The organism is Piscinibacter sp. XHJ-5, from assembly GCF_029855045.1.
Classification (GTDB): Bacteria; Pseudomonadota; Gammaproteobacteria; order Burkholderiales; family Burkholderiaceae_C; genus Albitalea.
The window spans coordinates 5,053,802-5,076,410 of sequence record NZ_CP123228.1 but is presented as its reverse complement, the minus strand read 5'-3'; the positions used below and the strand labels follow the sequence as shown (position 1 = coordinate 5,076,410).

Genomic DNA, 22,609 nt, shown 5'->3' with positions numbered 1-22,609 from the left:
ATGCGCGGGAGGGCGTTCCGCCCGCGTTCCCCCGCTGCGACGACACCTCGACGTGATCCACCGCCGGATGGAGGAACGGGTGCGGAACGGGTCGGTTTGCACAGTGCAGCCCTCGACCCACAGGACGCTGCCATGAACGCACCGATGCCCCACCCGACGCCGGTCACGCACCCGGCCCCGACTTCCGTCTCGACGCGCCCGACCCTGGTGCTGCTGCACGCCAGCGGGTCGTCCTCGCGCCAATGGGACCTGCTGTCCCGCGCGCTGCAGGCCACTCACGAGGTGCATGCCCTCGACCTGCACGGCCACGGCCGCCGCCCGGCATGGTCGGGTTCGCGTCCGCTGTCCCTGCACGACGACGCACGCCTGGCGCTGGAGGTGCTCGAACGCGCCGGCGGCGGCCACGTGGTCGGCCATTCCTACGGCGGCGCGGTCGCGCTGCACCTCGCGGCGACGCATCCGAGCCGCGTCCACAGCCTCGCGCTGTACGAGCCGGCCGTGTTCAGCCTGCTGGCCGAGCGGGCACCGGGGTCGGCGGCGGCGCGCGAGATCGTCGCGGTGGCGCAGCAACTTCGGCGGCTCATCGCCGCCGGCGACCTGGCCGAGGCGAGCGAGGGCTTCGTCGACTACTGGTCAGGCGCCGGCAGCTGGCGGCGCATGGGCCCGGAGCAGCAGCGCGCGATCGCGGCCCGCATCGCGACCACGCTGGCGCACTTCGACACGCTCATCGGCGAGCCCCTGCCCGGCACCGCCGGCCGACGCCTGTCGATGCCGGTGCTCGTGCTGCACGGCACGCGGACGATCGCGACGGCACACGTGCTGGCGCTGCTGATGCGCGAGCTGCTGCCGCAAGCGGCCCACGAGGCCATCCCGGGGATCGGCCACATGGGCCCACTGACCGACCCGGCGCGCGTCAACGAACGGCTGCTGCGCTTCCTGGGCGTCGGCGTGCCGGCCGGGGCGCAGGCGGCCGAAGCGCTGGCCTGAGCGTCGGCCCTCCGCCATCTCGCGCGCCAAGGCCGGTGGGCCGCGCGCAACGCCTCGCCCGCCGGGCGTCCACGGCGGGCACTTTCCTTCCACCTTGAACCGAGGACCTTGACATGACCACGACCTCCACCATGACCCCTGCGATCGACAACGGCGTCAACGTCGCCGCGCTGCTCGGCGCCCGCGAGGCGCTGACGGCACAGCCGGCGGCCGCACGCTTCCAATGGCGTGCGACCAGCGAATGGCAACGCGGCACGCACAGCCGCGCCACCGTCGAAGGCTTCCACGGCCTGGGCGCCGAGCAGAAGCACCGTCGCGCATTCAGCTTCGACACCGACCATCCGGAGATCTTCGCCGCCGCCGACCACGGCGCGACGCCGGTCGAGATGGTGCTCGTCGGCCTGGCGGGCTGCCTGAGCGCCGGCATCGCCGCGGTCGCGCAGAACCGCAACATTGCGCTGCGCTCGGTGCGCGCCACGCTCGAAGCCGACATGGACCTGCGCGGCATCCTCGGCGTCGGCGACGTGCGCAACGGCTTCGAAGCGATCCGCGTGCACTACGACATCGACGCCGACGCGACGCCGGCGCAGATCGAGGCGCTCGTCGCCCAGTCGCAGAAGCGCTCGGCGGTGTTCGACATCGTGACCAACCCGACCGACGTCGCGGTCACTGCGAGCAAGGCGTCATGACGCCGGCGCGCGCCATCGACGTGGTCGTGGTCGGTGCCGGCCACAACGGCCTGGCGATGAGCGCCGCGCTGTCCGCACACGGCGTCGACCACGTCGTGCTCGAACGCGGCGCCGTGGCCGACCGTTGGCTCACGCAGCGCTGGGATTCGATGCGGCTGCTGACGCCGAACTGGATGACGCGCCTGCCGGGCTGGCACTACGCCGGCGCCGACCCGGACGGCTTCATGACGGCCGCGCAGATGGCCGACTTCATCGCCGGCTACGCGGCCCACCTGGCGGCGCCGGTGCGTGCCCATACGCCGGTGCACGCGGCGTGGCCGCACGGCGACGGCTACCGCGTCCAGACCGACGACGGCACGTGGCAGTGCCGGGCCCTCGTCATCGCCAGCGGCGCGTTCGGCGAGCCGGTGCTGCCCCGCGTGGCCGCGCAGATGCCGCCGGGGTTGCACGGCGTCAGCGCGGCCCGCTACCGCCGCCCGGAGGAACTGCCCCACGGCGGCGTGCTCGTCGTCGGCGCTTCGGCCACCGGGCTGCAGCTGGCTCGCGAGATCCACGCCAGCGGCCGGCCGGTGACGCTCGCGGTCGGCGAGCATGTGCGGCTGCCGCGCCTCTACCGAGGTCGCGACATCCACTGGTGGATGCACGTCACCGGCCTGCTGGAGCAGCGCATCGAGGACGAAGCCGAGCCGGATCGCGCACGTCGGCTGCCTTCACCGCAGCTGATGGGCACGCCGCAGCGATCGACCCTCGACCTGAACACGCTGCGGGCACAAGGTGTCGAGGTGGTCGGCCGACTGGTCGGCGTGCGAGATGGCAAGGCACAGTTCTCCGGCTCGCTGCGCAATGTGTGCGCCCTGGCCGATCTGAAGATGAACCGCCTGCTCGATGGCATCGACGCGCGCGCTCGGTCTCGCGGGCTCGATCCGATCGTCGGCCCGGTCGAGCGCTTCGCACCGACATTGCCGTCGCGGGCGCCGCGGTTGGCGCTGGATCTGGGCGGCGATGTCCGCAGCGTGGTGTGGGCGACCGGCTACCGTCCGGAGCTGTCGTGGCTGCACGCACCCGTGTTCGACGAGCGCGGCGGGCTGCGCCACGATCGGGGCGTCGTGGCCGCAAGCCGCCTGTTCGTGCTGGGCCTGCCGTTCATGCGGCGGCGCCAGTCGAGTTTCATCCTGGGCTGCGAGGACGACGTGCGTGCCTTGAGCCTGCGCCTGGTGGCACAGCTGCGCGCGATGAAGCCGGCGACCGTTCGAGATCCAAAGAGTGTCCGGCTGGTGGAGGGGAGGGACGCTCTTGCGAATCCACCGGAACGCACTTGGGTTCAATCAGCCTGAATGCCGACTTGGAACGCTTATTCGCAGCTTTGCGCGACGCGGTTCATGAGTCGTACGAATTGCAGCGGGTCGTCCACCGAAGTTGAGTCCCGCGCTCGCTGGGCGGGAACTGACGGTCCAGCTGGGACAGCAAGATGGGCTGCAGACATTGCTGTCGCGCAAGCGCGTGTTGACCGCGAACAGCACCATCTTTTGCAGATGCGCGGGTAGTCTGGCGCAAGTCCCATTCCGGAACTGTCCACGCAAACGTCAGCGATGTGATGGTGAGCCTGACCGTCGGGAGTGACGGCTCGCCGGCGCCGGGCGGCGATGAGCAGACGGTCACGGGCGTCTGCTCTGGGGACCGGCGGATGCAACGACCAAGTCGTCCAAGGGACTGGCGACGCCGCCCCCGGCAAACTCGAGCACATGGGTATAGAGCATCGTCGTGCTCACATCGCTGTGGCCGAGCAGCTTCTGGACGGTTCGTATGTCAGTGCCGCGTTGGAGCAGGTGGGTCGCGAAGGAGTGCCGCAACGTGTGCACCGTCACAGGCTTGACGATGCCACTTGCTGAAACGGCGCGCTTCAGCTCACGCTGGAGCCGCTGCTCGAACAAGTGATGCCTCTGAATTACACCGGTGCGCGGGTCGGTGGACACCTTCGGCGCAGGAAACACCCAGAACCAGTTCCAGCTGTAGGCGGCACGCGGATATTTGCGTCCCAGCGAATCCGGCATCCAGACGCCCGCGGTATTGGCCGCTCTATCGCGGTCCCACAGCTCGCGCGCGCGATCCAGTTGCGCTTGCAAGGCAACCAGCAACGAGCCGGGCATCATGACGACGCGATCCTTGCCGCCTTTGCCCTCCCGCACGACGATCAGGCGGCGCTCGAAGTCCAGGTCCTTGACCCGAAGACTGAGTCCTTCGGAAAGGCGCAGGCCTGTCCCATACAACAGGCGGCCCAGCAAACCGAGCTCTCCGGTAAGTTGAGACAGCAGGCGGGCCACCTCGTCAGTCGACGGCACGACGGGGATGCGCTTGCGTGCTTGAGGTCGTCCGATCTCCTGCAGCCATGGCAAGTCGACGTCGAGGACTTCTTTGTAAAGGAACAGAAGCGCGTGCAGGGCTTGCCGGTGCGTCGAGGCGGAGACCTTCCGGTCATTGGCCAGCGAGCTGAGGAAGGCTTCGACCTCGTGTACTCCGCAGTCCCTCGGATGCCTCAAGCCAGTGGCCCGAATGAATTGGCGGATCCAGCGAACATACGCCTGCTCCGTCCGGAGGCTGTAGTGCAAGTAGCGGATTCGCTCGCGGACCTGGTCGAGCAGGCGCGTGCCCGCCAAAGGCGGTCTGCACGGTTTGGCCGATCTGTTATCACTGTGCACCCATCCAGTATCGAGCGGAAGGGGCTGTACCGTGACGTTTTCCCTCAAACAGGGGATCGGTGTTATTCATCAAGCGTCGGTGTTACGCCGCAAAATGATGCGTACTACAAGTTAGGCGCCCCCAACACACCGCGAGTCCCCATGGAGAACTGGCCGTTCGATCAACCCGAGAACTGTGCAACGATCGTCTCCCGCACAGTGCTGGAGGGCAGGGCTTCAATCCTCCAGGTATCTCACGATGAAGACGATCACGGCTGGCAATTCCTCGACAACGAAACAGTCGAGGCAGAGCAAGCGGCGATTGTCTGCTTGTCTCACATAGTGGCGCTGGATCCTTCCGTGATCGAAGTTGCCGATCTTGAGCCAGGGTGGATTGCAACCCGTAGCCACGGCGGTGCTGCGTGGGTGCGCAAGCTTGCTCCGCCGGAGCTAGAAGATGACGCGTAGGCGTAGCTCCAGCACTTTCCGAGGGTCAGGTGCGCCTAACCCTTCCATCGAGCGGACAACCAACAGCTGGCTTCGCCATCTGTTGGTCGCCGCTCATGTCAAACGTTAGGCGCCTCAAAGCGATGCTGAGAGATCTCCACGGGCCGCAGCTCGCGCTAGCGGAGTACATGTCTGAGCTTTCCGAGGCTGCGTACCGCGCCGGATGGATTGAAAATCTCGAGCATTCACTCTGGCAGGCCGTTGTCCAAGGGCCGTTCAGGTTTGGCCGACTTGACCTCAATGCTGAACATGTTGCGAAGCTCAAGCGTTTGGCGAAGGCGTGCGAAGGTTGGATATGCTTCGACGATTCGGATGAGGAGACCTTTGTTGATCTCCAGTGGTGGTTGGCGCACGGGTACAAGCCTGAACTGGCAGCGCCCGGCGCCTAACCCTTCCATCGAGCGGACGTGCTCCAGCGGGCTTCGCCCGCTAGAGCACGCCGCTCATGTCAAACGTTATGCACCTTAGTCCGACCTTGCGTGTTGCAACGCTCGCTGATCTCCCGGCGGTAAGTGAGCTGGCGGAGGACCTGGCGGCGCTTCACCATCAAGCTTGGCCGACCGTGTTCGCGCCTGCGTCGGGTTCCTCCAGAGATGACGCCCATTGGCAAGAGAGCATCACAGGCGATGGTCGCGTCACGTTTGTTGCCGAGCTTGACGGCCGCAATGCTGGATTCGTCACGCTGGCCTGCATCACCGAAACACATTCATTGTTTCAGCCAGTCAGATTCGCCAGGGTCAATTCGGTATGTGTCGCCACATGGGCGCGAGGCAAGGGAATCGGCCGCGCTCTAATGCAGGAGGCCGAGGCATGGGCCGGTGCGCAAAGGGCAAGTGAGATTCGCCTTGTCGTTTGGGCGTTCAACGAACCCGCGCTGCGAATGTATGAAGAGCTGGGGTACACGGTGCGCTCCCATACGCTTGGCAAAGTCCTGGGTGGCGCAGGTGCATAACGCTTCCATCGAGCGGACAACCAACAGCTGGCTTCGCCATCTGTTGGTCGCCGCTCATGCCAAACGTTAGGCACTTATGGCCAGTTCGAATGCTCTAGAACGCAAAGTTGTGCTGGCTCTCGCGAAGTTCTTCGCAAGCGAAGGGCGCGCGTTGGAGAAATGGCGAATGGCCGGACGGCTGCTCGGCATACTGGGCTGGGCGCTACTGTTCTTCACGGTCTTCAAGTACTTCGATGGCCCGTTGGTTCGCAGAGAACTGCTCCTGCTTGCATTGGTCGGGGGAGTCTGCATTGCGTTGGGAGTCTGGTTCTCGTCCTTTGCGATCCAGTGGCCCATAGTCAGCAGGTACGTAGATCAAGAGGCAGTCAACGCGCGTGCTGAGGAACTACGTGCCTAACCCTTCCTTCGAGCGGACGTCTTCCAGCAGGCTTCGCCTGCTTCCAGCCGCCGCTCAAGTCAAACGTTAGGCGCACCATGACACCCGCAGAAGGTTCACGACGCTTCTTTCAGGGTGCAATTTCCGTTTGGCTAGGTGCTCCTGATTTCAAGGGGCTCGGCTTTGACATGTCGTTGTCCGAACATTTCGACCTTTCGCTTAGACGATACCTGCCTGTCATCGCACGAAGGCGCAATGCCTTCGACTACATAGAGTTGCTTAACGAGAAGGTGGAACTTGCGTTCCGACAGTACTCAGACGGCGAGGTTGATCTCGCTCGCAAGACGATGGTCGCCTTGCTCGATCTGATCTACGATCATCTTCACCTCCCGAGCGAGCGGGAGCTTCAAGCGCTTGCCGAAGATGCCAACAAGAACGTTGCGGCACGTCTTCCAAAGCGCGTCAACCGGCGCGACGGAAATGCCTAACCGTTCCATCGAGCGGACGTCTTGCCCGCCGCTTCGCGTCGGTCAAGCCGCCGCTCATGTCAAACGTTAGGCAGCAAGGCACATGAACGAGAACGGCTTCGAACGCCAGCCCTCGCGCAAGGAAACCAGGGAGCCTGCTGCCATCGGCAGAGCAGAGGCCGCGCGCCCAGGCCTGTCATTGCTCGACGCCATCCTCTATCGAGCCGTATCAGCCATCGTTGCTGCGGCCGCGGTTGTGCTTGCGCTCGTGAAGCTGGACGGCGAATCTCTCGCCTGGGCGTTGTTCGCCGTCCCTATGGCGTTCATCAGCTGGTGCTTGTACATCGGCACTGGCGGCAAGCGTTGAGCCTCCGTATGCTGCCTAACCCTTCCATCGAGCGGACGTCTTGCCCGCCGCTTCGCGTCGGTCAAGCCGCCGCTTCGCGTCGGTCAAGCCGCCGCTCATGTCAAACGTTAGGCCTCGCCGCGTGAGACGAAGCGTTGGCGCTGAGCGGAACGGCTTGCTGTTCACGGTTGGCACGGGCCGTCTGTCCTTCGGCAGCCGGCGCACGGTGTGCACGCAATGAAGAGGTTCCCATCCGCCGTTGGCGTGGGCTGTCCGTCCTTCGGCGGCCAGCGCACGGCTATCGCTGAGCAAGCAGGTTCTGGCAACGGTTGGCGGCCACTACAAGCTTGGCTGCGTGCTGCGCGACCGAGATCGTCGCTGCCGGCATTGCCTACGGAGTTCCAAGTCGAGCACACTTGCGTCATGCATGAGTTTTTGCGGGTTCACGGTGGTGCTCTGGCAGCGGTCGTCTACTTCGCCGCACGGCCTAACCCTTCCATCGAGCGGACGTCAAAACAGCTGCGCTGTTTTGCCGCCGCTCATGTCAAACGTTAGGCCCCTCACCGGATATGTTGGCTGCCTGCAATCGATCATCTGAGTTCCGTGCCCATGGCTTGAGTCGTATCAGCAGGTGCGGTCGCACGTCGGTGGCCGGTCGAGGGAAGTGCGGTGTGGCTTGGTCGGGGAGCAGCGCGTTGGCCTCGGCGCACTGCGCCGTGCAGCTGACCCGGGTTTGCACTGGCACCGTAGCATCGGTGAACAAGGCCTGCCACGGTCGAGCCGTGAGGGTCGAAGCTGTTTGGAGGTGGGTGCCGTCGGGGCGGGCGTCGCGTGCTAAGGCCTTGCCTTCGTTCACCCGCCTAACCCTTCCTTCGAGCGGACGCCCAACAGCTGCGCTGTTGGGCGCCGCTCAAGTCAAACGTTAGGCCGCATGAAAGCCGTTGCCGCGTTGCTCTTGGCGTGTATCGCGTTGCTCCTGGGGTGTGAGAAGGCTCCCGCTGATGTTGCAGACCGTCGAGCCGCTCGCGCTGTGGTATCCGACCTCGAGCACCGACAAGTCCAGATCGTCATAGGAGCCGCTGAACTTGCAACCTTCAATTCTCAGTGGCTCGCCAAGCGTGATACAGGCAAGGCAAGCGCCGATATTCCGATCGAGCAGTTTCGGTATTTGATCGATGTGGAGGCCAAGGTTGGTGGAGGTAGATGGCTTTACTCCACGGATGGCTGGGTCGTGAAGCTCGACCACAAGGCCCATACCCTTTACCAGTTGCCGAAGGCGGAAGAGTTCAATCGTGTCCTGGGTGTATCCAGGCAGGGAGCCTCTAATGCTGCCTAACCCTTCCATCGAGCGGACATGTTCCAGCGGGCTTCGCCCGCTTTCACATGCCGCTCATGTCAAACGTTAGGCGTCTTATGCAGCGCTTCGAGTTCGAGTCCGCGAAGTTCCTTCCGTACCTGCCTGAGGACTGTCAGGGCAATCCGGGGGCATATGGCTTCGAGTTGTCCGTTTGGTTGTCTCAATCTCTCATGCGCCAGGGCGTTCCAACGAGCTATCCGCTCGGAGAGGACTGGGGCTGGTTTATCGAGTACATCGAAGGTGATGCTGAGTTCATGATCGGATGCGGCTCGCAAGCCGAGGAAGGCGAGGGCTACAAGGGCAAAGCCATCGCGTGGCACATCTTCGTCAAGCAGCAGCTATCACTGAAGCAGCGCTTCAAAGGTGCCGCCCGGCCAGATATCGGTTCGAAACTTGAGCAAGCTATCCTCGCCGCGCTCAGGTCCGAGGGAATAGAGCCGCACAGTGAAGCAGCGGCCTAACCCTTCCATCGAGCGGACATGTTCCAGCGGGCTTCGCCCGGTTCCACATGCCGCTCATGTCAAACGTTAGGCGTCTATGAACGCGCCAGCTTTTGGAGGCCATCAATGACTCACGCCACGGTCAATACCTGGCACGATCTCGTGCGCACCCGAAGCACAAAAGGCCTCAGCTCACTGCTCGCAGACGAAGTCGTCTTCCACTCGCCGGTGGTTCACACACCGCAAGTCGGCAAGACGATTACTCTCCAGTACCTCTCCGCTGCCTTCCACGTGTTCTTCAACGAGTCTTTCCAATACGTCCGAGAACTCACAGGTCCTCGAGACGCAGTGCTGGAGTTCCAGGTTGAGATTGATGGCATCAGCGTCAACGGCGTCGACATGATCAAGTGGGACGACGAAGGCAAGATTGTCGAGTTCAAGGTACTGATTCGGCCTCTCAAGGCAGTCAACCTAATCCATCAGAAGATGGCTGCCATGCTGCAGGCGAATCAGTAGCTCATGCAGACGCCTAACCCTTCCATCGAGCGGACGTCTTGCCAGCCGCTTCGCGGCTGTCAAGCCGCCGCTCATGTCAAACGTTAGGCGTCAGCAACCCTATGAGCCACAAGAACAAACCAGAATCGCGAGAGCTCCTCACCGAGAGCGAAAGTGCGCTGCGCAGTCTCATCGCGGAAGCGAGTGGTAGCGGGTACGCCGCTCTCAAATCCCTGGCTGAGGCTCAGTTGCATTCCGATGGTGTAGTTGTGCTCGAGGGCGACTATGGCGGCCAAATCTATGTCGTTGTGCCGGCAAGTCTTGTGCAGTGTGGAGAGTCAGGCCTTTCGAGCCTTCTGGCTGAGCTGGATGCGATGGAATGGGAGGAACCTGAGGGTGCTCGGGTGTACTTCGAACGCCAGCCCCACGGTTCCAGCGTACCGGGGGGCATGGGCGGCGGCCTCGCTACTGATAAAGCTTGGGTGCATCCGCGCCTGGAGCACCTCGCGTCAAAGATCGAGGAAGTCCTTGCTGGCGTCCGAACGAGTGTTGAGCGATGACGCCTAACCCTTCCATCGAGCGGACGTTCCACAGCCGGCTTCGCCGTCTGTGGAACGCCGCTCATGTCAAACGTTAGGCGCCAGTTCAGCGTGGCGTTGAGCGTTGCGAGGGGCCGTCCGTTCAGCGTCTGCGTGGGCTGTCTGTCCTTCGGCAGCCAGCGCACGCTTGGGCTTGCTTTGCCGGGGCTCATGCGGTGGTGAGTGCCAGTAGCATCCGAGCGCTGCATGCGTAGCGCTGAATCGCCATCGCTGTTCATGCCGCTGAGTGCGGGTAGGGTTTGCCTGCCACGGCCGGTGCGTGTCGGCAGCGACATCTGTGCTTGCCTGGTGGCCTGCGGCTCACGCACACTTGCGGGCATGCAAATGGAGGAAGGGAAGAGCTTGGTCGCGGTCGCATCGTCTGTGGCGCCATCACTGCCTAACCCTTCCATCGAGCGGACGTCAAAACAGCTGCGCTGTTTTGCCGCCGCTCATGTCAAACGTTAGGCCTCATGGAACCGTATAGCCGTGCGGGCGGCAACCCAGCGTTCGAGGTTCGCTACCGATTTCTCGCGCTGTCGGAAGGCGGGCGTGCGATGCCACCTCGACAGCATGTTCGATGGGACTTCATGTACGAGGGCGATGACCCGCAGCGCGATGGAATCAGTATGGTTTGGCCTGAGTTCATCGATGCATGTGGCTTGGTACATCCAGAAGGCGAGGTCCCAGCTGAGGGTCAGGCGCTAATGTTCATCGTCAACCCGGAGCGAAAGACGTTCCATAAGCAGCGCATTGCGGTTGGTACGCGCGGCTTCTTCATGGAGGGTGCAAGGAAGGTTGCCGAGTGCGAGGTCACGGCAATACTGGGCCTCGCTCGCGAAAATGAGGCCTAACCCTTCCATCGAGCGGACAACCAACAGCTGGCTTCGCCATCTGTTGGTCGCCGCTCATGTCAAACGTTAGGCGTCACAAGGCATGTCTGGTATCCGATTCACGCGCATCTTGGCCGTTCTGTGCGCAGCCATGTTTGTCGTGGCTATTTGCTTCAGAGCATTCGTTTATACGCATCTCTACATCGCCCCGAACGAGCCATTTGGTATCTCGGATGTCATCGAAGCACTGCTTGGCTTCGTGCTGTTGGGCGTGCTCGGCTCGTCCGTACTTGCCGGCGTTGTCTTGGCTATTCGCGGTCCGAAGAGCAACCGCATCGCAGCTCTTGTGCTTGTCGGAGTGGTGGTGGTCGTCGGGCTTGCGCTGGAACCAGCTCACACACTCGCACCCCGTTGGAGCGCGCGATGACGCCTAACCCTTCCATCGAGCGGACAACCAACAGCTGGCTTCGCCATCTGTTGGTCGCCGCTCATGTCAAACGTTAGGCGCCTATGAGCAACAGCGCTCCAGCAATGCCGAGTCCACTGCAGGCCATCCTCGAAGCGGAACTCGCGGCGGGAAACGAAGTTGCCGAGGTATCGTCCTGGCCGCCGAAATGCAGCCTCTTGGTGATACTGCGACATCCGTTCAACAGCAAGCACACTGCTGCGGCGGGCGTCGAGTTCGCGGAGATCAACGACTCGCACTACTGGAAAGCGGAGTACCGCTATAACGGAGGCGCTCAAGTGCTCGCGTGCGGGTTCAAATGAGTACACAACGAGTGGCGTCGGCGTTCTTGGCAAAGTCGTACGCGCGGCCGGCGCCTAACCCTTCCATCGAGCGGACGTCTTGCCCGCCGCTTCGCGTCGGTCAAGCCGCCGCTCATGTCAAACGTTAGGCCGCACGGGAACAGTCATGTCGCGTTATCCAACAACAATCCTGATCCGGACCGCAGCGACGATCATCAGCCTCGTAGCGGCTGAGGTCACGCCTGCAGCGTCGTGCTTTGCAAGTCCGGAAGACGCAGCGCGTACCTTTGTGCAGTTGGCCGTGAACGAGCCTCGAAGTTCGGTCAGCGTACTCGACCCGAAGTCACTCAGTCGCTTCAGGACACGGTTGGAGCAGCTGCTGGACGACAGATACTCGCCTATGTCTGCCGCTTTCCGTGATCGGCTGTTTTCGCCCGAGTCAAACCTCCCGCGGGTGCGGACGCTTACCGACACAGAGTTTGTTGGTCAGTATCTCGCGGCGGGACAGCGGCAGGGCGCTAAGGTGTCGGTCGCCGACATCTCGGTGGTGAGCACCCGGACTGACCCGCACTTGGGTACGGAAGTCACCCTTCGCTACCTGGCCAAAACATCGGCTGGCGAATCGGTCCAACAGCGCACGTTTTCTGCTGGAAGGTCGTCTGGGTGCTGGAGATTGGATGTTCCCGTTGAAGCCTGGGCACGGCTTGACCAACTCGCCAAGGTGTTCAAGGAAGCCAGACCGAACTACATACCAACCCATCGAAGGTCTCAGGTCCGCTTGCTCGTGGCTCCGGCAAGCGACTCGGCTGGTCCTGAAATGCAACAGATGAGGCGCCGAGGGGAGCGCAACTCCAGCGTTTGGGTTTCGACAACTCCCCTATTAACTGAGGCTGAGATAGTCGGTGCACGCGCCAGCTGGGACTGTGAAGCTGGCTTGGGGCCGGAAGATGCATCTGTCATGGTTCACTTTAACGACTACGGAGCGCGCAAATTGAAGGACTGGAGCGAAAGGAACATGGGCTCCATGTTGGCAGTTGCTGTGGACGGTGAAGTCGTAACGTTCGCCAAGGTGGCAGGAGTGCTCGGAGGCAAACTGAGCATGTGTTTGCCCGGTGAGAGTCTTGGAGACGCGGAGCGTCTCGCAGACGCAATTTCCGGTACGTCAAGGTAGCCTGGCGAGGTGCAGCAAGTGCGGCCTAACCCTTCCATCGAGCGGACGTTCCACAGCCGGCTTCGCCGCCTGTGGAACGCCGCTCATGTCAAACGTTAGGCGTCGGGAACCGGCGGTGGACCTTCTTGAACTTATGCTAGTCCCTGAGGCATTTGTAGGCGTCTTAGTAGGGCTGTGCTTGGCGGCTCTAGTCCATTGGATGGCGCCCGAACCGGAGCCGCTTCTGGTGGAAGCTGGCCTAATCGCACTTGGGTTTGTGGGAGGTCTTCTGATATCGCTGGCCCGGTCATCCAAAGGTCAAGGGAAACTGTGAGTCTCATGCTGAGTCCTTTGCTGCGTAGCGCTGCGACGCCTAACCCTTCCATCGAGCGGACAACCAACAGCTGGCTTCGCCATCTGTTGGTCGCCGCTCATGTCAAACGTTAGGCCTCATGGCAAACGAAGAGCGTTGGCGGCGCAAGTAGGGACCAGTGAAGATGACCGACTGAGCAGTGCATGCGTCAGCCAAAACGAGGCGAGTACAGATGAAGCTATACGGCTATCAAGACGAAGGCCTTCCACCAGAGAAGGTGGTCCCTGCCGCACTTGCAGAGATCACGCTCTGTGCCACGCCCGAGGAGCTGCGCAAAGTGGCTGCATTCCTTGAGTCATGTGCAGCGGAGATGGAGCGTATGGGCGCAACGTACGATCACGTGCACTTGTCAGATCGAGTCAAGGAGTTTGAGGCGAGTCCGCACTTTGTCGTTGCAAGGCCTTCGGCGAATGAGGCCTAACCCTTCCATCGAGCGGACGTCTTCCAGCAAGCTTCGCTTGCTTCCAGCCGCCGCTCATGTCAAACGTTAGGCGTCAAGACCAAGCCTGATGCTTGAGGCGCTGTTCGAAATCCTCGGGGAGTTCTTCCTTCAAGCGGTCGCTGAGCTTCTATTCGAGATCGGACTTCACTCACTCGCGGAACCGTTCCGCAGGGAGCCGAATCCGTGGCTTGCAGCCATGGGCTACGCATTGCTTGGGGCAATCGTTGGCGGGATAAGCTTGCTTGTCTTCCCGGCGCATCTTGTCGCTGCTAAGCCTTGGCGCATCGTGAACATGCTTGTCACGCCGATAGGTGTCGGCCTACTCATGTGTTTCATTGGTGCGTGGCGCGCACGGCGCGGGCAAGCGCTCTTTCGCATCGATCGATTCGCGTACGGGTACTTGTTCGCGTTGGCGCTTGCTCTCGTTCGGCTATGGTTTGCACAATGACGCCTAACCCTTCCATCGAGCGGACGTCTTCCAGCCGGCTTCGCCGTCTGGAAGACGCCGCTCATGTCAAACGTTAGTCCGCAGATGAGCCACATCTTTGTGCTCCAGCACCTCCACCTCGTCAACGGCGACGAGGTGGACGTAAAGATGCTCGGGGTGTACTCGACCCGTGAGGGCGCGTTGGCTGCGGTGGAGCGTTTCCGGAACCTGCCAGGCTTCCGCGACTTGGTCCAAATGGCGGACCCTTCTGCACCGGGAGTGGCAGAGGGTTTTTACCTCAACGAACTCGAAATTGACCAAGACTCATGGCCGGAAGGCTATGAGACCCTATGAGCAACGACGCCCTGCGGCCTAACCCTTCCATCGAGCGGACGTCTTCCGGCAAGCTTCGCTTGCCTCCAGCCGCCGCTCATGTTAAACGGTAGGCGTTCATGCACATCGTTGAGACGCTCCTGTCTACTGCGTACGAGGATACGCAGCTTCTCATCAAGAACGATGAGCTTGGCGATGACTTCGCTGTTCCCAGAGACGTTGACTTCGTCGTGATTGCCAAGGAGAAAACGACGGCCGAAGCAGTGGCATCGTTCGTGACGGATAACAGATACGGCAGTCCGAGAGTTGAAGAAGGCGGCGACGCATTTCGGGTAGTTGTATCGGTACATATGCCCATCACCCAGGGAGTGCTGTGCTCGGTGTCCGCCCTGATGGCTTGCCTGGCGGAGTTGTTCTCACTCGAATACGATGGGTGGGGTTGTGTTATCCAACGACGCGCCTAACCCTTCCATCGAGCGGACGTCTTCCAGCAAGCTTCGCTTGCTTCCAGCCGCCGCTCATGTCAAACGTTAGGCCCCATGGCCGAGGTTGAGTATGCGAACACTTGTCCTTGTCTGCATCCTCTTATGGGGTCGCATCGCGTGCGCCGGCAGTTTGGACCGGCTTGATCAAGTCGACCTTGTTGAGCTCAACCCCAACACGTCGCAGCTTCAACTGTTGGTTTTGCTCGAAGAGGATCGCGTCAACACCCGCCAGGCGGTCAAGGCGCTCTACAAGAAGTTCAACAACTACCAAGACTTCATTGAGTCAGGGCAGGCGCTCGCGGCTGCACCCAATGCCAGCAAGACGCTGCGTCCGGTCGTTGTCGTGTTGGCGCCCAAAGACGCCACGAGCGGGGAGATGCAGAACCTCGCCGGCCTCAAGCTCGCGGCATCAAAGGTCGGGGCAGAGGTTGAGATCCGGCCACACGCGCTTGGCGTCCGGGCGAAACCGGTTGCCATTGAACGGTCGGCCAAGAAGAATGGCGCCTAACCCTTCCATCGAGCGGACAACCAACAGCTGGCTTCGCCATCTGTTGGTCGCCGCTCATGTCAAACGTTAGGCGTCCTTATGAGCATCGACATCGATACGCAGAACCGCTGGGTCCTTGGTGAGGGAGTCCAGGGTACGGCATTTCGCATGTGCCAGTCAGTTCGCGTGATCGCTGGCCCTCATGAAGGCGAGATCGGTGAACTCATCTCGTTGGTCGCAGTTATGCCCGAGCCTCTTTACCACCTTGAAACCTCCAACGGGAAAGACTTGCATGTCCTGCAATCCCATTTGGCGCCGCTCGACGCCCAACCTTTCCATCGAGCGGACGTCTTCCAGCCGCTTCGCCGCCTGGAAGCCGCCGCTCATGTCAAACGTTAGGCCGCACAAGATCCCGTCTGGCGCATGACGCGGTTCGAACGGACAGTGAGGTTGCCCCATGGCCAAGTTTGTGAACCCCAGCAATGTCCACGCACCGGTGGGCTCCTATTCGCACACGGTCACCGTTCCGTCAGGAACGGAGCTCTTATTCATCTCGGGGCAGGTTGGCATGCGCCCGGACGGGTCACTGCCGACTTCATTCGCGGAGCAAGCGGAGGTTGTCTTTGAGAACATTCGCTCTTGCCTTGCAGCCCATGGCCTCGGCATGGAGGCGGTGGTCAAGCTCACCTCGTTCCTGATGCCGGGGACAGACGTTCGAATCATGCGCGAGATTCGCCAGCGACACTTCGGCGAACATCGTCCGGCTTCCACTGCGGTCTTCGTGCCGCAGTTGGTCAGTCCAGACTTCCTGCTCGAGGTTGAAGCAGTCGCTGTCAAGTCTGCCCCGTCAGCCGCGAGTTCCGGCAGTGCGGCCTAACCCTTCCATCGAGCGGACGCCCTCCAGCAAGCTTCGCTTGCTTCCGGTCGCCGCTCATGTCAAACGTTAGAGCGCACGAAATGCAGCATGCCGACATGCCCGCGTACATGCAGCCCCATTGGTTCGTCCCGCTATTTGTCGGGGGCTGGTTCTTCGTGTGCGGCCTGCTCGCTCACGTGTCGGGTTGGCGTTCTCTTGCCCAGCGCTTCCCTGCATCGGGCGTGGTTGAAGGGGAGCGGTTTCGCTTTGCATCGGCAAGCATTGGCGCCTTGTCGTGGTTCCCTGTCAACTACGCAAGCTGCTTGTTCTTCACCGTGGGCCGTACGGGTCTGTCTATGTCCGTCTTCTTTCCCTTTCGCTTTCTCAGCTCCGAGGTACACATTCCTTGGTCGCAAGTGGAGTCAGTGGAAGAGAGTGCACAGTTGCTTGGTCGTCGCACGGTAGTTCGCGTTCGCGGGTCAACGGTGAAGGTCGCGCTGCTGGGTCGTGTCGGCCAGAGCGTTTCTGCGGCATACACAGCCGCGCGGGGCCACGGTGCGCTCTAACCCTTCCATCGAGCGGACGTCTTCCGGCAAGCTTGCCTCCAGCCGCCGCTCATGTCAAAGGCTAGGCGTCGATGAATACCTCGCGCACGCTGGAACAGCTTGAGGCCCATCCCTGGCCTCCCGCACCCTCAGGCAGTTCTCCCATGGTCTTGCGGTGTCACGCACTGCGCAAAAAGCCGCTGGCAAACCTGTCAGCCGGAGACTGCAGGCTCCTCATCGGTCAAGACATTGGCACCAATCATCTTGTTCCACTTGCACTCGCCTTCTTGGAGGCGAAACCACTCATCGAAGGCGACTACTATCCAGGAGACCTACTGCTTGCACTGTTCGACGTGCCAAAGAAGTATCGGCTCCAGCACCCTGAGTCCCACGCACGCCTTCTAGAGGTAGCCCGCCGTGCAAGTGCGGAGCTCACCGAGAAAGAGGCACCGCTGGGGTCCGAACAGAAGCTACTGAAGGAACTGAATGCGCATCTCGCGAAAGGCGACGCCTAACCCTTCCATCGAGCGGACGCTTTCCAGCCGGCTTCGCCGCCTGGAAAGCGCCGCTCATGTCAAACGTTAGGCGTCGCGACTGCCCATGGAGAATCCGATTCAACCCGAACATCGCGCGTGGGACGACGTACGTTCCGAACTGATTGCCTCCAACCGCAAACGCGCCCAAAAGCTACGGTTGGCGGGACGCCTCGTTCTAGTCGCGATCGTGGCAACTCTAATTGCCGGTGTCGCTGTATTCGTTCACGCCGACTCAGTTGCGAGGGAAAGCGCATCCGATGCATACATGACTCGAGGTAGCTACGACGTCGAACGAGCGCTTGCCGACGCAATCCGTGCTTCAAAGACACCCGAAAGCACTAAGGCTCTGCTCGTCGAATATAGATCCTGGCTTCGCGAGGAAAGTGATCGCCTGATAGCGACAGTTCGACCAGCCGTGTCGAACGAAATACTTTTGTCAGTTCTCAGTACCCGGATTGGCGTGATCGTGTTGTTACTTTTCTTGGTTCAACTGTTTGTTTCCCTCTATCGCTACAACATGAAGATGGCCGCGTTCCATGACAGCCGCGCCGATGTGCTGCTGTTGATCTCAGACACGTCCGCACTCACCTTTGAGCAGCTAGCAAGGATCACCTTCTCTGATGAGCTGGATTTTTCCAAGCTGGAGAGACCTCCCACGGAGTACGCCGTGGACCTTGCGAAACAACTCATCTCTCGTGCTGATCAGACGAAGACGAGATAGGCGATGCCCAACCTTTCCATCGAGCGGACAGTCTTCCAGCGGGCTTCGCCCGCTTCCAGCTGCCGCTCATGTCAAACGTTAGGCGCCAGTTCAGCGTGGCGTTGAGCGTTGCGAGGGGCCGTCCGTTCAGCGTCTGCGTGGGCTGTCTGTCCTTCGGCAGCCAGCGCACGCTTGGGCTTGCTTCGCCGGGGCTCATGCGGTGGTGAGTGCCAGTAGCATCCGAGCGCCGTATGCGTAGCGCTGAATCGCCATCGCTGTTCGTGCCGCTGAGTGCGGGTAGGGTTTGCCTGCCACGCCCGGTGCGTGTCGGCAACGACATCTGTGCTTGTCTGGTGGCCTGCGGCTCACGCACACTTGCGGGCATGCAAATGGAGGAAGGGAAGAGCTTGGTCGCGGTCGCATCATCCATGGCGCCATCACCGCCTAACCCTTCCATCGAGCGGACGTCTTCCAGCAAGCTTCGCTTGCTTCCAGCCGCCGCTCATGTCAAACGTTAGGCCGCAAGGTGAGCATGGGAGCATATCCAAGGGAGTGGAAGCTGCTCTTTGCGTTCCTGTCCGGAGCGCTCGTCTTGATCTTCATGCCAATCTGGCTGCGAGAGCCGCCACCCCCGACGCTTGGGCCAATTGGCGAGTCCTTCAAGCAGGAGCTTTCGGATGCCTTTGAGGCCATCGGTCTTCAGCGTGGCGACATTGCCTGTAATGCAATCACCAAGAAGGCGCTGCTCGTCACATGTCACGGCAAGACCAACGCGACCGCCGAACTCACAAAGAGGTTCATGGCATCGGGCTGGTATCAACGTCCCGAGTCACTGGGCGACGTCATCACCCTGCAGCGCGGCGAAGATGGGCTCTATATCGAGCCGAACGTGGGGCGAGTATCGGTATCAATTCGACGGCCGCGGGCGGAGTGAGATTGCGGCCTAACTCTTCCATCGAGCGGACGCCTTCCTGCGTGCTTCGCACGCTTCCAGTCGCCGCTCATGTCAAACGTTAGGCGCCATGAAGACGCTTCTACTCCTCTTTCGAGGCTGGCTTCTTCTCTGCTTTGCACTCACATTCTTCGTGGTGCCGATCTACCTGATCTCAATCTACCCGGAAGTACCGGAACCCTATTACCAGATGATGCGGGGTCTGGGCTATGGTGTCGTGCGGGGCCCCGCCTCTGAACTCGGCTACTGGTATCGGCTGCTTGGGTGCGGGGCGGTCGTTACCCTAGGCGTATTGATGGCCAGCATGTGGCTTCGCGACGCAGCATGGAACGGGCAGGATCACGGACGTCCGCCTCAGAAGGGCAAAGCAAGTCGCTGAGCTGTGAGAATGGCGCCTAACCCTTCCATCGAGCGGATGTCTTCGAGCCGGCTTCGCCGCCTCGAAAGCGCCGCTTATGTCAAACGTTAGGCGTCATGAGCGTTCATCGCGACCAACTCATTCTGGCTGCGGTCCAAGATGCGGGCTTGCATTTCGAGTTCGCTGCAGCGCTGCAGGCTGAGTGCCCATGGCTCGACGGTGCCGCGGAGGTCAACGAGAGCTTCGGGCCTGACTTGCTCGCTGAGCAAGCTACCGTGGCAAATCTGTCTCGCGGGCAGGTCGCTCGATTTCTCCATGTGTACAACGCTCGGGTTCGCGCGCTAACCAATCCGTTCGAAGGCCTTCAGTCTGAGGCATACGCGGAGGTGTGTACTGCGCTGGTTGGGCAAGGTCGCGCGGACGCCTTCGGCGAAGGCGACTATTGGGTGAACGAGGACTCCTTCTCGACTCGCTGGCCCACCATCGTCGTGTTCGGCGGGTTCCGCTTCTCTGAGAATGCCGTGCGGGCTCTGCGTAGCATCGTGTCAAGCTACGCGAGCGCCTTCAACGAGATGCGTATCTCCTCGGAAGAGGGAGCTGAGGTGCTTACCATGCGTGCAGAATGACGCCTAACCCTTCCATCGAGCGGACATGTTCCAGCGGGCTTCGCCCGCTTTCACATGCCGCTCATGTCAACGTTAGGCCTCTTATGCAGCGCTTCGAGTTCGAGTCCGCGAAGTTCCTTCCGTACCTGCCTGAGGACTGTCAGGGCAATCCGGGGGCATATGGCTTCGAGTTGTCCGTTTGGTTGTCTCAATCTCTCATGCGCCAGGGCGTTCCAACGAGCTATCCGCTCGGAGAGGACTGGGGCTGGTTTATCGAGTACATCGACGGTGATGCTGAGTTCATGATCGGATGCGGCTCGCAAGCCGAGGAAGGCGAGGGCTACAAGGGCAAAGCCATCGCGTGGCTCATCTTCGTCAAGCAGCAGCTATCACTGAAGCAGCGCTTCAAAGGTGCCGCCCGGCCAGATATCGGTTCGAAACTTGAGCAAGCTATCCTCGCCGCGCTCAGGTCCGAGGGAATAGAGCCGCACAGTGAAGCAGCGGCCTAACCCTTCCATCGAGCGGACATGTTCCAGCGGGCTTCGCCCGGTTCCACATGCCGCTCATGTCAAACGTTAGGCGTCTATGAACGCGCCAGCTTTTGGAGGCCATCGATGACTCACGCCACGCTCAATACCTGGCACGATCTCGTGCGCACCCGAAGCACGAAAGGCCTCAGCTCACTTCTCGCAGACGAAGTCGTCTTCCACTCGCCGGTGGTTCACACACCGCAAGTCGGCAAGACGATTACTCTCCAGTACCTCTCCGCTGCCTTCCACGTGTTCTTCAACGAGTCTTTCCAATACGTCCGAGAACTCACAGGCCCTCGAGACGCAGTGCTGGAGTTCCAGGTTGAGATTGATGGCATCAGCGTCAACGGCGTCGACATGATCAAGTGGGACGACGAAGGCAAGATTGTCGAGTTCAAGGTACTGATTCGGCCTCTCAAGGCAGTCAACCTGATCCATCAGAAGATGGCTGCCATGCTGCAGGCGAATCAGTAGCTCATGCAGACGCCCAACCCTTCCATCGAGCGGACGTCACCAAAGCGGCTTCGCCGCTTCGGCGCCGCCGCTCATGTCAAACGTTGAGCTCATGACAAGCGTCGTTCGTTGGCAAGCTCGCCGTGGTGCAGAAGGTTCAACCCTGCAGCAATGCGTTCAACTCGCTTCTGATCTGGGTTGCATGGCGCACGTTCGCATGGTGTTGCTGAATACGTTCCCTGGCGCAAACCTGGATGCGGAAACTATTGTGTGGTCCGGTCCCAAGCTCATACTCGTTGCCCGTCCGGAGCAAGCAGAGCGCCCTAGATTCGTTGACTTCGAGCTACGTCTGCTGGACGCGACGGTGAATGAAGCGGTACTCAAGCTGTCGCCACGCCTGCGAAGGCTCGCAACCGACAGACACTGGATCGTGTTCGACTCCGAGACTGAGCAACCACTGCTTCTTGCTCCCCCGCGGCGTGCGCCACGACGAAAGAAGGGACTCGTCACTATTCCCATCGACGCAGACAAACTGATTGAGGAACTGGCGAGCTATGGCTCGGGCAAGATGCTCATCGTTGGCGGCCTAACAGATGTACAGGCACTCGACGACTTTCTCGACGCGAAGCCTCCGCCAGAAGATCTCCATGGGCTAAGCGGCTCGTTCGGATGGACCAACAACGAAGTTCGTCTTCCCGACGGCACCAAGTTCTTCGCCATTCACTTCCGCGGGCAGGCAACCGATCCTCTGTTCGACTGGTACCTGAAGGCAGCAGCTGCGGCTGCTCTGCATGTCGCGTCGGTTGCCGACGACAGCCTCCGAATCACCTCCGCACAGGACGTGCGCGTCTACAGACTAGCTGACTGCCACGCATTCACTCACAACGTGCGGGAGCCATCTGTGGCGGCTCGCCACTAGCCATTGCATGGCCATTCTGCTGCGAAAGCTGAGGCCTAACCCTTCCATCGAGCGGACGTCAACAAGCAGGCTTCGCCTGCTTGCGGCCGCTCATGTCGAACGTTAGGCCCCATGCCAACCTCCGCTTCGCCCGGCTATTCTGGAACGCCCCTTGCCAAGAAGCTTGGCTACAAGGCGTCGAATCGAGTCGTGCTCATCGGCGCGCCGGACGACTACTTGGCCATGGTCGAGCCTCTCCCGGAAGAAGTGATCTTCGAGCGCACCGCCACTTCCGGAACAGATCTCGCTCATGTCTTCGTCACCGAGCGAGCAGTGCTCGCCAAAGAGTTGAGCGCTCTGCGCCAGAAGCTCAAGCCCGAAGCCGCAGTCTGGGTGTCGTGGCCGAAGAAATCGGCCAAGGTCGCTACCAACATCACCGAAGACGTCATCCGTCAAGTAGCGCTGCCGCTTGGCTTCGTCGACATCAAAGTCTGCGCAGTCAGCGAGGTATGGTCAGGGCTCAAACTCGTCGTACGCAAGGAGCTTCGACCAAAGAATGCGGCCTGACCCTTCGCTCGAGCGGACACGCACCGGCAAGGCGCCTTGACCGCGAGGCGCTCGCTGCCAAGGCGCCTTGCCGGCGCGCGCCGCTCAGCTCAAACGTTAGGGGTCTGCGCAGCACCTCGCACGATGAGCATCGAACCGAACCAGGACACTGCGGTGCGTGCAATGAAGCAGATGGCACTTCCCGGTCCAGTCCTACTCATGCTCGCAAGCGAGTCGCTGCTGCAAGGCTGCGGTATTCCGGGCGTTGTGTACTGGGTTGCCTTTCGTGTCGGAGTCCTGTGCAGCCTTACCTTTTGCCCGCGGCGCTTTCCGCGCGGTGAAGATGCAGAGCACGCCAAAATGAGCCTGCATCGTTCCATTTCCGGCGGCGTATGCCAAGGGCCGCCTAACCTTTCCATCGAGCGGACGTCTTCCAGAAAGCTTCGCCTGCGTCCCGCCGCCGCTCATGTCAAACGTTAGACCG

The 22,609-nt window shown here is 61.3% G+C and carries 33 protein-coding genes; 32 read left to right on the top strand and 1 reads right to left on the bottom strand.

Annotated elements, in window-relative coordinates; genetic code table 11:
* Positions 1–132: 132 nt before the first annotated feature.
* From P7V53_RS23915 to P7V53_RS23905, 3 genes are all read left to right on the top strand, one after another.
* The gene (locus P7V53_RS23915) at positions 133–987 is read left to right on the top strand and encodes an alpha/beta hydrolase (protein WP_280152000.1); all 855 of its coding nucleotides are present in this window, start codon (positions 133–135) and stop codon (positions 985–987) included.
* A 113-nt stretch (positions 988–1,100) separates the two neighbouring features.
* Complete coding sequence (locus tag P7V53_RS23910; protein ID WP_280151999.1) at positions 1,101–1,676, top strand: OsmC family protein; 576 nt, start codon at positions 1,101–1,103, stop codon at positions 1,674–1,676.
* A complete protein-coding gene (locus tag P7V53_RS23905) occupies positions 1,673–3,010 on the top strand; it encodes an NAD(P)-binding domain-containing protein (RefSeq protein WP_280151998.1) in 1,338 nt (445 codons plus the stop codon). The genes P7V53_RS23910 and P7V53_RS23905 overlap by 4 nt, the downstream gene beginning before the upstream one ends.
* A 321-nt stretch (positions 3,011–3,331) precedes the next feature.
* Here P7V53_RS23905 and P7V53_RS23900 read toward each other — a convergent pair whose 3' ends face one another.
* The gene (locus tag P7V53_RS23900) at positions 3,332–4,372 is read right to left on the bottom strand and encodes an integron integrase (protein WP_280151997.1); all 1,041 of its coding nucleotides are present in this window, start codon (positions 4,370–4,372) and stop codon (positions 3,332–3,334) included.
* A 141-nt stretch (positions 4,373–4,513) separates the two neighbouring features.
* Between P7V53_RS23900 and P7V53_RS23895 the strand changes: the two genes are divergently transcribed.
* The 29 genes from P7V53_RS23895 to P7V53_RS23755 all read left to right on the top strand — a co-directional run bounded on the left by P7V53_RS23895 (position 4,514) and on the right by P7V53_RS23755 (position 22,605).
* A complete protein-coding gene (locus tag P7V53_RS23895) occupies positions 4,514–4,819 on the top strand; it encodes a hypothetical protein (RefSeq protein ID WP_280151996.1) in 306 nt (101 codons plus the stop codon).
* A gap of 167 nt (positions 4,820–4,986) precedes the next feature.
* Entirely contained in the window at positions 4,987–5,247 is a 261-nt protein-coding gene (locus P7V53_RS23890; RefSeq protein WP_280151995.1) for a hypothetical protein, read from the top strand.
* A 56-nt stretch (positions 5,248–5,303) separates the two neighbouring features.
* Positions 5,304–5,810 (top strand): GNAT family N-acetyltransferase, encoded by a 507-nt coding sequence (locus P7V53_RS23885; RefSeq protein ID WP_280151994.1) that lies wholly within the window; start codon positions 5,304–5,306, stop codon positions 5,808–5,810.
* Positions 5,811–6,284: 474 nt separating this feature from the next.
* Positions 6,285–6,674, top strand: a complete 390-nt coding sequence (locus P7V53_RS23880; protein ID WP_280151993.1) for a hypothetical protein — start codon at positions 6,285–6,287, stop codon at positions 6,672–6,674.
* 82 nt (positions 6,675–6,756) lie between these two features.
* Complete coding sequence (locus P7V53_RS23875) at positions 6,757–7,020, top strand: hypothetical protein (protein WP_280151992.1); 264 nt, start codon at positions 6,757–6,759, stop codon at positions 7,018–7,020.
* A 910-nt stretch (positions 7,021–7,930) separates the two neighbouring features.
* The gene (locus P7V53_RS23870; protein ID WP_280151991.1) at positions 7,931–8,335 is read left to right on the top strand and encodes a hypothetical protein; all 405 of its coding nucleotides are present in this window, start codon (positions 7,931–7,933) and stop codon (positions 8,333–8,335) included.
* Between the two features lie 77 nt (positions 8,336–8,412).
* On the top strand, positions 8,413–8,817 hold the full coding sequence (locus P7V53_RS23865) for a hypothetical protein (RefSeq protein ID WP_280151990.1): 405 nt from the start codon (positions 8,413–8,415) through the stop codon (positions 8,815–8,817).
* A gap of 105 nt (positions 8,818–8,922) precedes the next feature.
* The gene (locus tag P7V53_RS23860) at positions 8,923–9,312 is read left to right on the top strand and encodes a nuclear transport factor 2 family protein (protein ID WP_280151989.1); all 390 of its coding nucleotides are present in this window, start codon (positions 8,923–8,925) and stop codon (positions 9,310–9,312) included.
* Between the two features lie 101 nt (positions 9,313–9,413).
* On the top strand, positions 9,414–9,851 hold the full coding sequence (locus tag P7V53_RS23855; protein WP_280151988.1) for a hypothetical protein: 438 nt from the start codon (positions 9,414–9,416) through the stop codon (positions 9,849–9,851).
* 491 nt (positions 9,852–10,342) lie between these two features.
* Complete coding sequence (locus tag P7V53_RS23850) at positions 10,343–10,723, top strand: hypothetical protein (RefSeq protein WP_280151987.1); 381 nt, start codon at positions 10,343–10,345, stop codon at positions 10,721–10,723.
* A 130-nt stretch (positions 10,724–10,853) separates the two neighbouring features.
* A complete protein-coding gene (locus P7V53_RS23845) occupies positions 10,854–11,129 on the top strand; it encodes a hypothetical protein (protein ID WP_280151986.1) in 276 nt (91 codons plus the stop codon).
* A gap of 83 nt (positions 11,130–11,212) precedes the next feature.
* The gene (locus P7V53_RS23840) at positions 11,213–11,470 is read left to right on the top strand and encodes a hypothetical protein (protein WP_280151985.1); all 258 of its coding nucleotides are present in this window, start codon (positions 11,213–11,215) and stop codon (positions 11,468–11,470) included.
* A 2,011-nt stretch (positions 11,471–13,481) separates the two neighbouring features.
* Positions 13,482–13,862, top strand: a complete 381-nt coding sequence (locus tag P7V53_RS23835) for a hypothetical protein (RefSeq protein ID WP_280151984.1) — start codon at positions 13,482–13,484, stop codon at positions 13,860–13,862.
* An 84-nt stretch (positions 13,863–13,946) separates the two neighbouring features.
* Complete coding sequence (locus P7V53_RS23830; protein WP_280151983.1) at positions 13,947–14,195, top strand: hypothetical protein; 249 nt, start codon at positions 13,947–13,949, stop codon at positions 14,193–14,195.
* 98 nt (positions 14,196–14,293) lie between these two features.
* Positions 14,294–14,638, top strand: a complete 345-nt coding sequence (locus tag P7V53_RS23825; RefSeq protein WP_280151982.1) for a ribonuclease E inhibitor RraB — start codon at positions 14,294–14,296, stop codon at positions 14,636–14,638.
* 91 nt (positions 14,639–14,729) lie between these two features.
* Complete coding sequence (locus tag P7V53_RS23820) at positions 14,730–15,167, top strand: hypothetical protein (protein ID WP_280151981.1); 438 nt, start codon at positions 14,730–14,732, stop codon at positions 15,165–15,167.
* A 78-nt stretch (positions 15,168–15,245) separates the two neighbouring features.
* Entirely contained in the window at positions 15,246–15,545 is a 300-nt protein-coding gene (locus tag P7V53_RS23815; protein WP_280151980.1) for a hypothetical protein, read from the top strand.
* A gap of 58 nt (positions 15,546–15,603) precedes the next feature.
* The gene (locus P7V53_RS23810) at positions 15,604–16,023 is read left to right on the top strand and encodes a RidA family protein (protein ID WP_280151979.1); all 420 of its coding nucleotides are present in this window, start codon (positions 15,604–15,606) and stop codon (positions 16,021–16,023) included.
* 80 nt (positions 16,024–16,103) lie between these two features.
* Positions 16,104–16,568 (top strand): hypothetical protein, encoded by a 465-nt coding sequence (locus P7V53_RS23805; RefSeq protein WP_280151978.1) that lies wholly within the window; start codon positions 16,104–16,106, stop codon positions 16,566–16,568.
* Positions 16,569–16,639: 71 nt separating this feature from the next.
* On the top strand, positions 16,640–17,062 hold the full coding sequence (locus P7V53_RS23800) for a contact-dependent growth inhibition system immunity protein (RefSeq protein ID WP_280151977.1): 423 nt from the start codon (positions 16,640–16,642) through the stop codon (positions 17,060–17,062).
* 85 nt (positions 17,063–17,147) lie between these two features.
* Entirely contained in the window at positions 17,148–17,804 is a 657-nt protein-coding gene (locus P7V53_RS23795; RefSeq protein ID WP_280151976.1) for a hypothetical protein, read from the top strand.
* A gap of 571 nt (positions 17,805–18,375) precedes the next feature.
* Positions 18,376–18,717 (top strand): hypothetical protein, encoded by a 342-nt coding sequence (locus P7V53_RS23790; protein WP_280151975.1) that lies wholly within the window; start codon positions 18,376–18,378, stop codon positions 18,715–18,717.
* 88 nt (positions 18,718–18,805) lie between these two features.
* Positions 18,806–19,114, top strand: coding sequence for a hypothetical protein (locus P7V53_RS23785; protein WP_280151974.1), 309 nt, complete (start codon positions 18,806–18,808; stop codon positions 19,112–19,114).
* 95 nt (positions 19,115–19,209) lie between these two features.
* Entirely contained in the window at positions 19,210–19,719 is a 510-nt protein-coding gene (locus P7V53_RS23780) for a hypothetical protein (RefSeq protein WP_280151973.1), read from the top strand.
* A gap of 83 nt (positions 19,720–19,802) precedes the next feature.
* Positions 19,803–20,207 carry a hypothetical protein gene (locus tag P7V53_RS23775; protein WP_280151972.1) on the top strand — a complete coding sequence of 135 codons (405 nt, stop codon included), beginning with the start codon at positions 19,803–19,805 and terminating at the stop codon, positions 20,205–20,207.
* Positions 20,208–20,312: 105 nt separating this feature from the next.
* Positions 20,313–20,702: a nuclear transport factor 2 family protein gene (locus P7V53_RS23770; protein WP_280151971.1), complete on the top strand. Its 390-nt coding sequence runs from the start codon at positions 20,313–20,315 to the stop codon at positions 20,700–20,702.
* 91 nt (positions 20,703–20,793) lie between these two features.
* Positions 20,794–21,600: a hypothetical protein gene (locus P7V53_RS23765; protein WP_280151970.1), complete on the top strand. Its 807-nt coding sequence runs from the start codon at positions 20,794–20,796 to the stop codon at positions 21,598–21,600.
* Positions 21,601–21,711: 111 nt separating this feature from the next.
* Entirely contained in the window at positions 21,712–22,146 is a 435-nt protein-coding gene (locus P7V53_RS23760; RefSeq protein WP_280151969.1) for a DUF3052 domain-containing protein, read from the top strand.
* Positions 22,147–22,269: 123 nt separating this feature from the next.
* Positions 22,270–22,605 (top strand): hypothetical protein, encoded by a 336-nt coding sequence (locus P7V53_RS23755; protein ID WP_280151968.1) that lies wholly within the window; start codon positions 22,270–22,272, stop codon positions 22,603–22,605.
* Positions 22,606–22,609 lie beyond the last annotated feature (4 nt).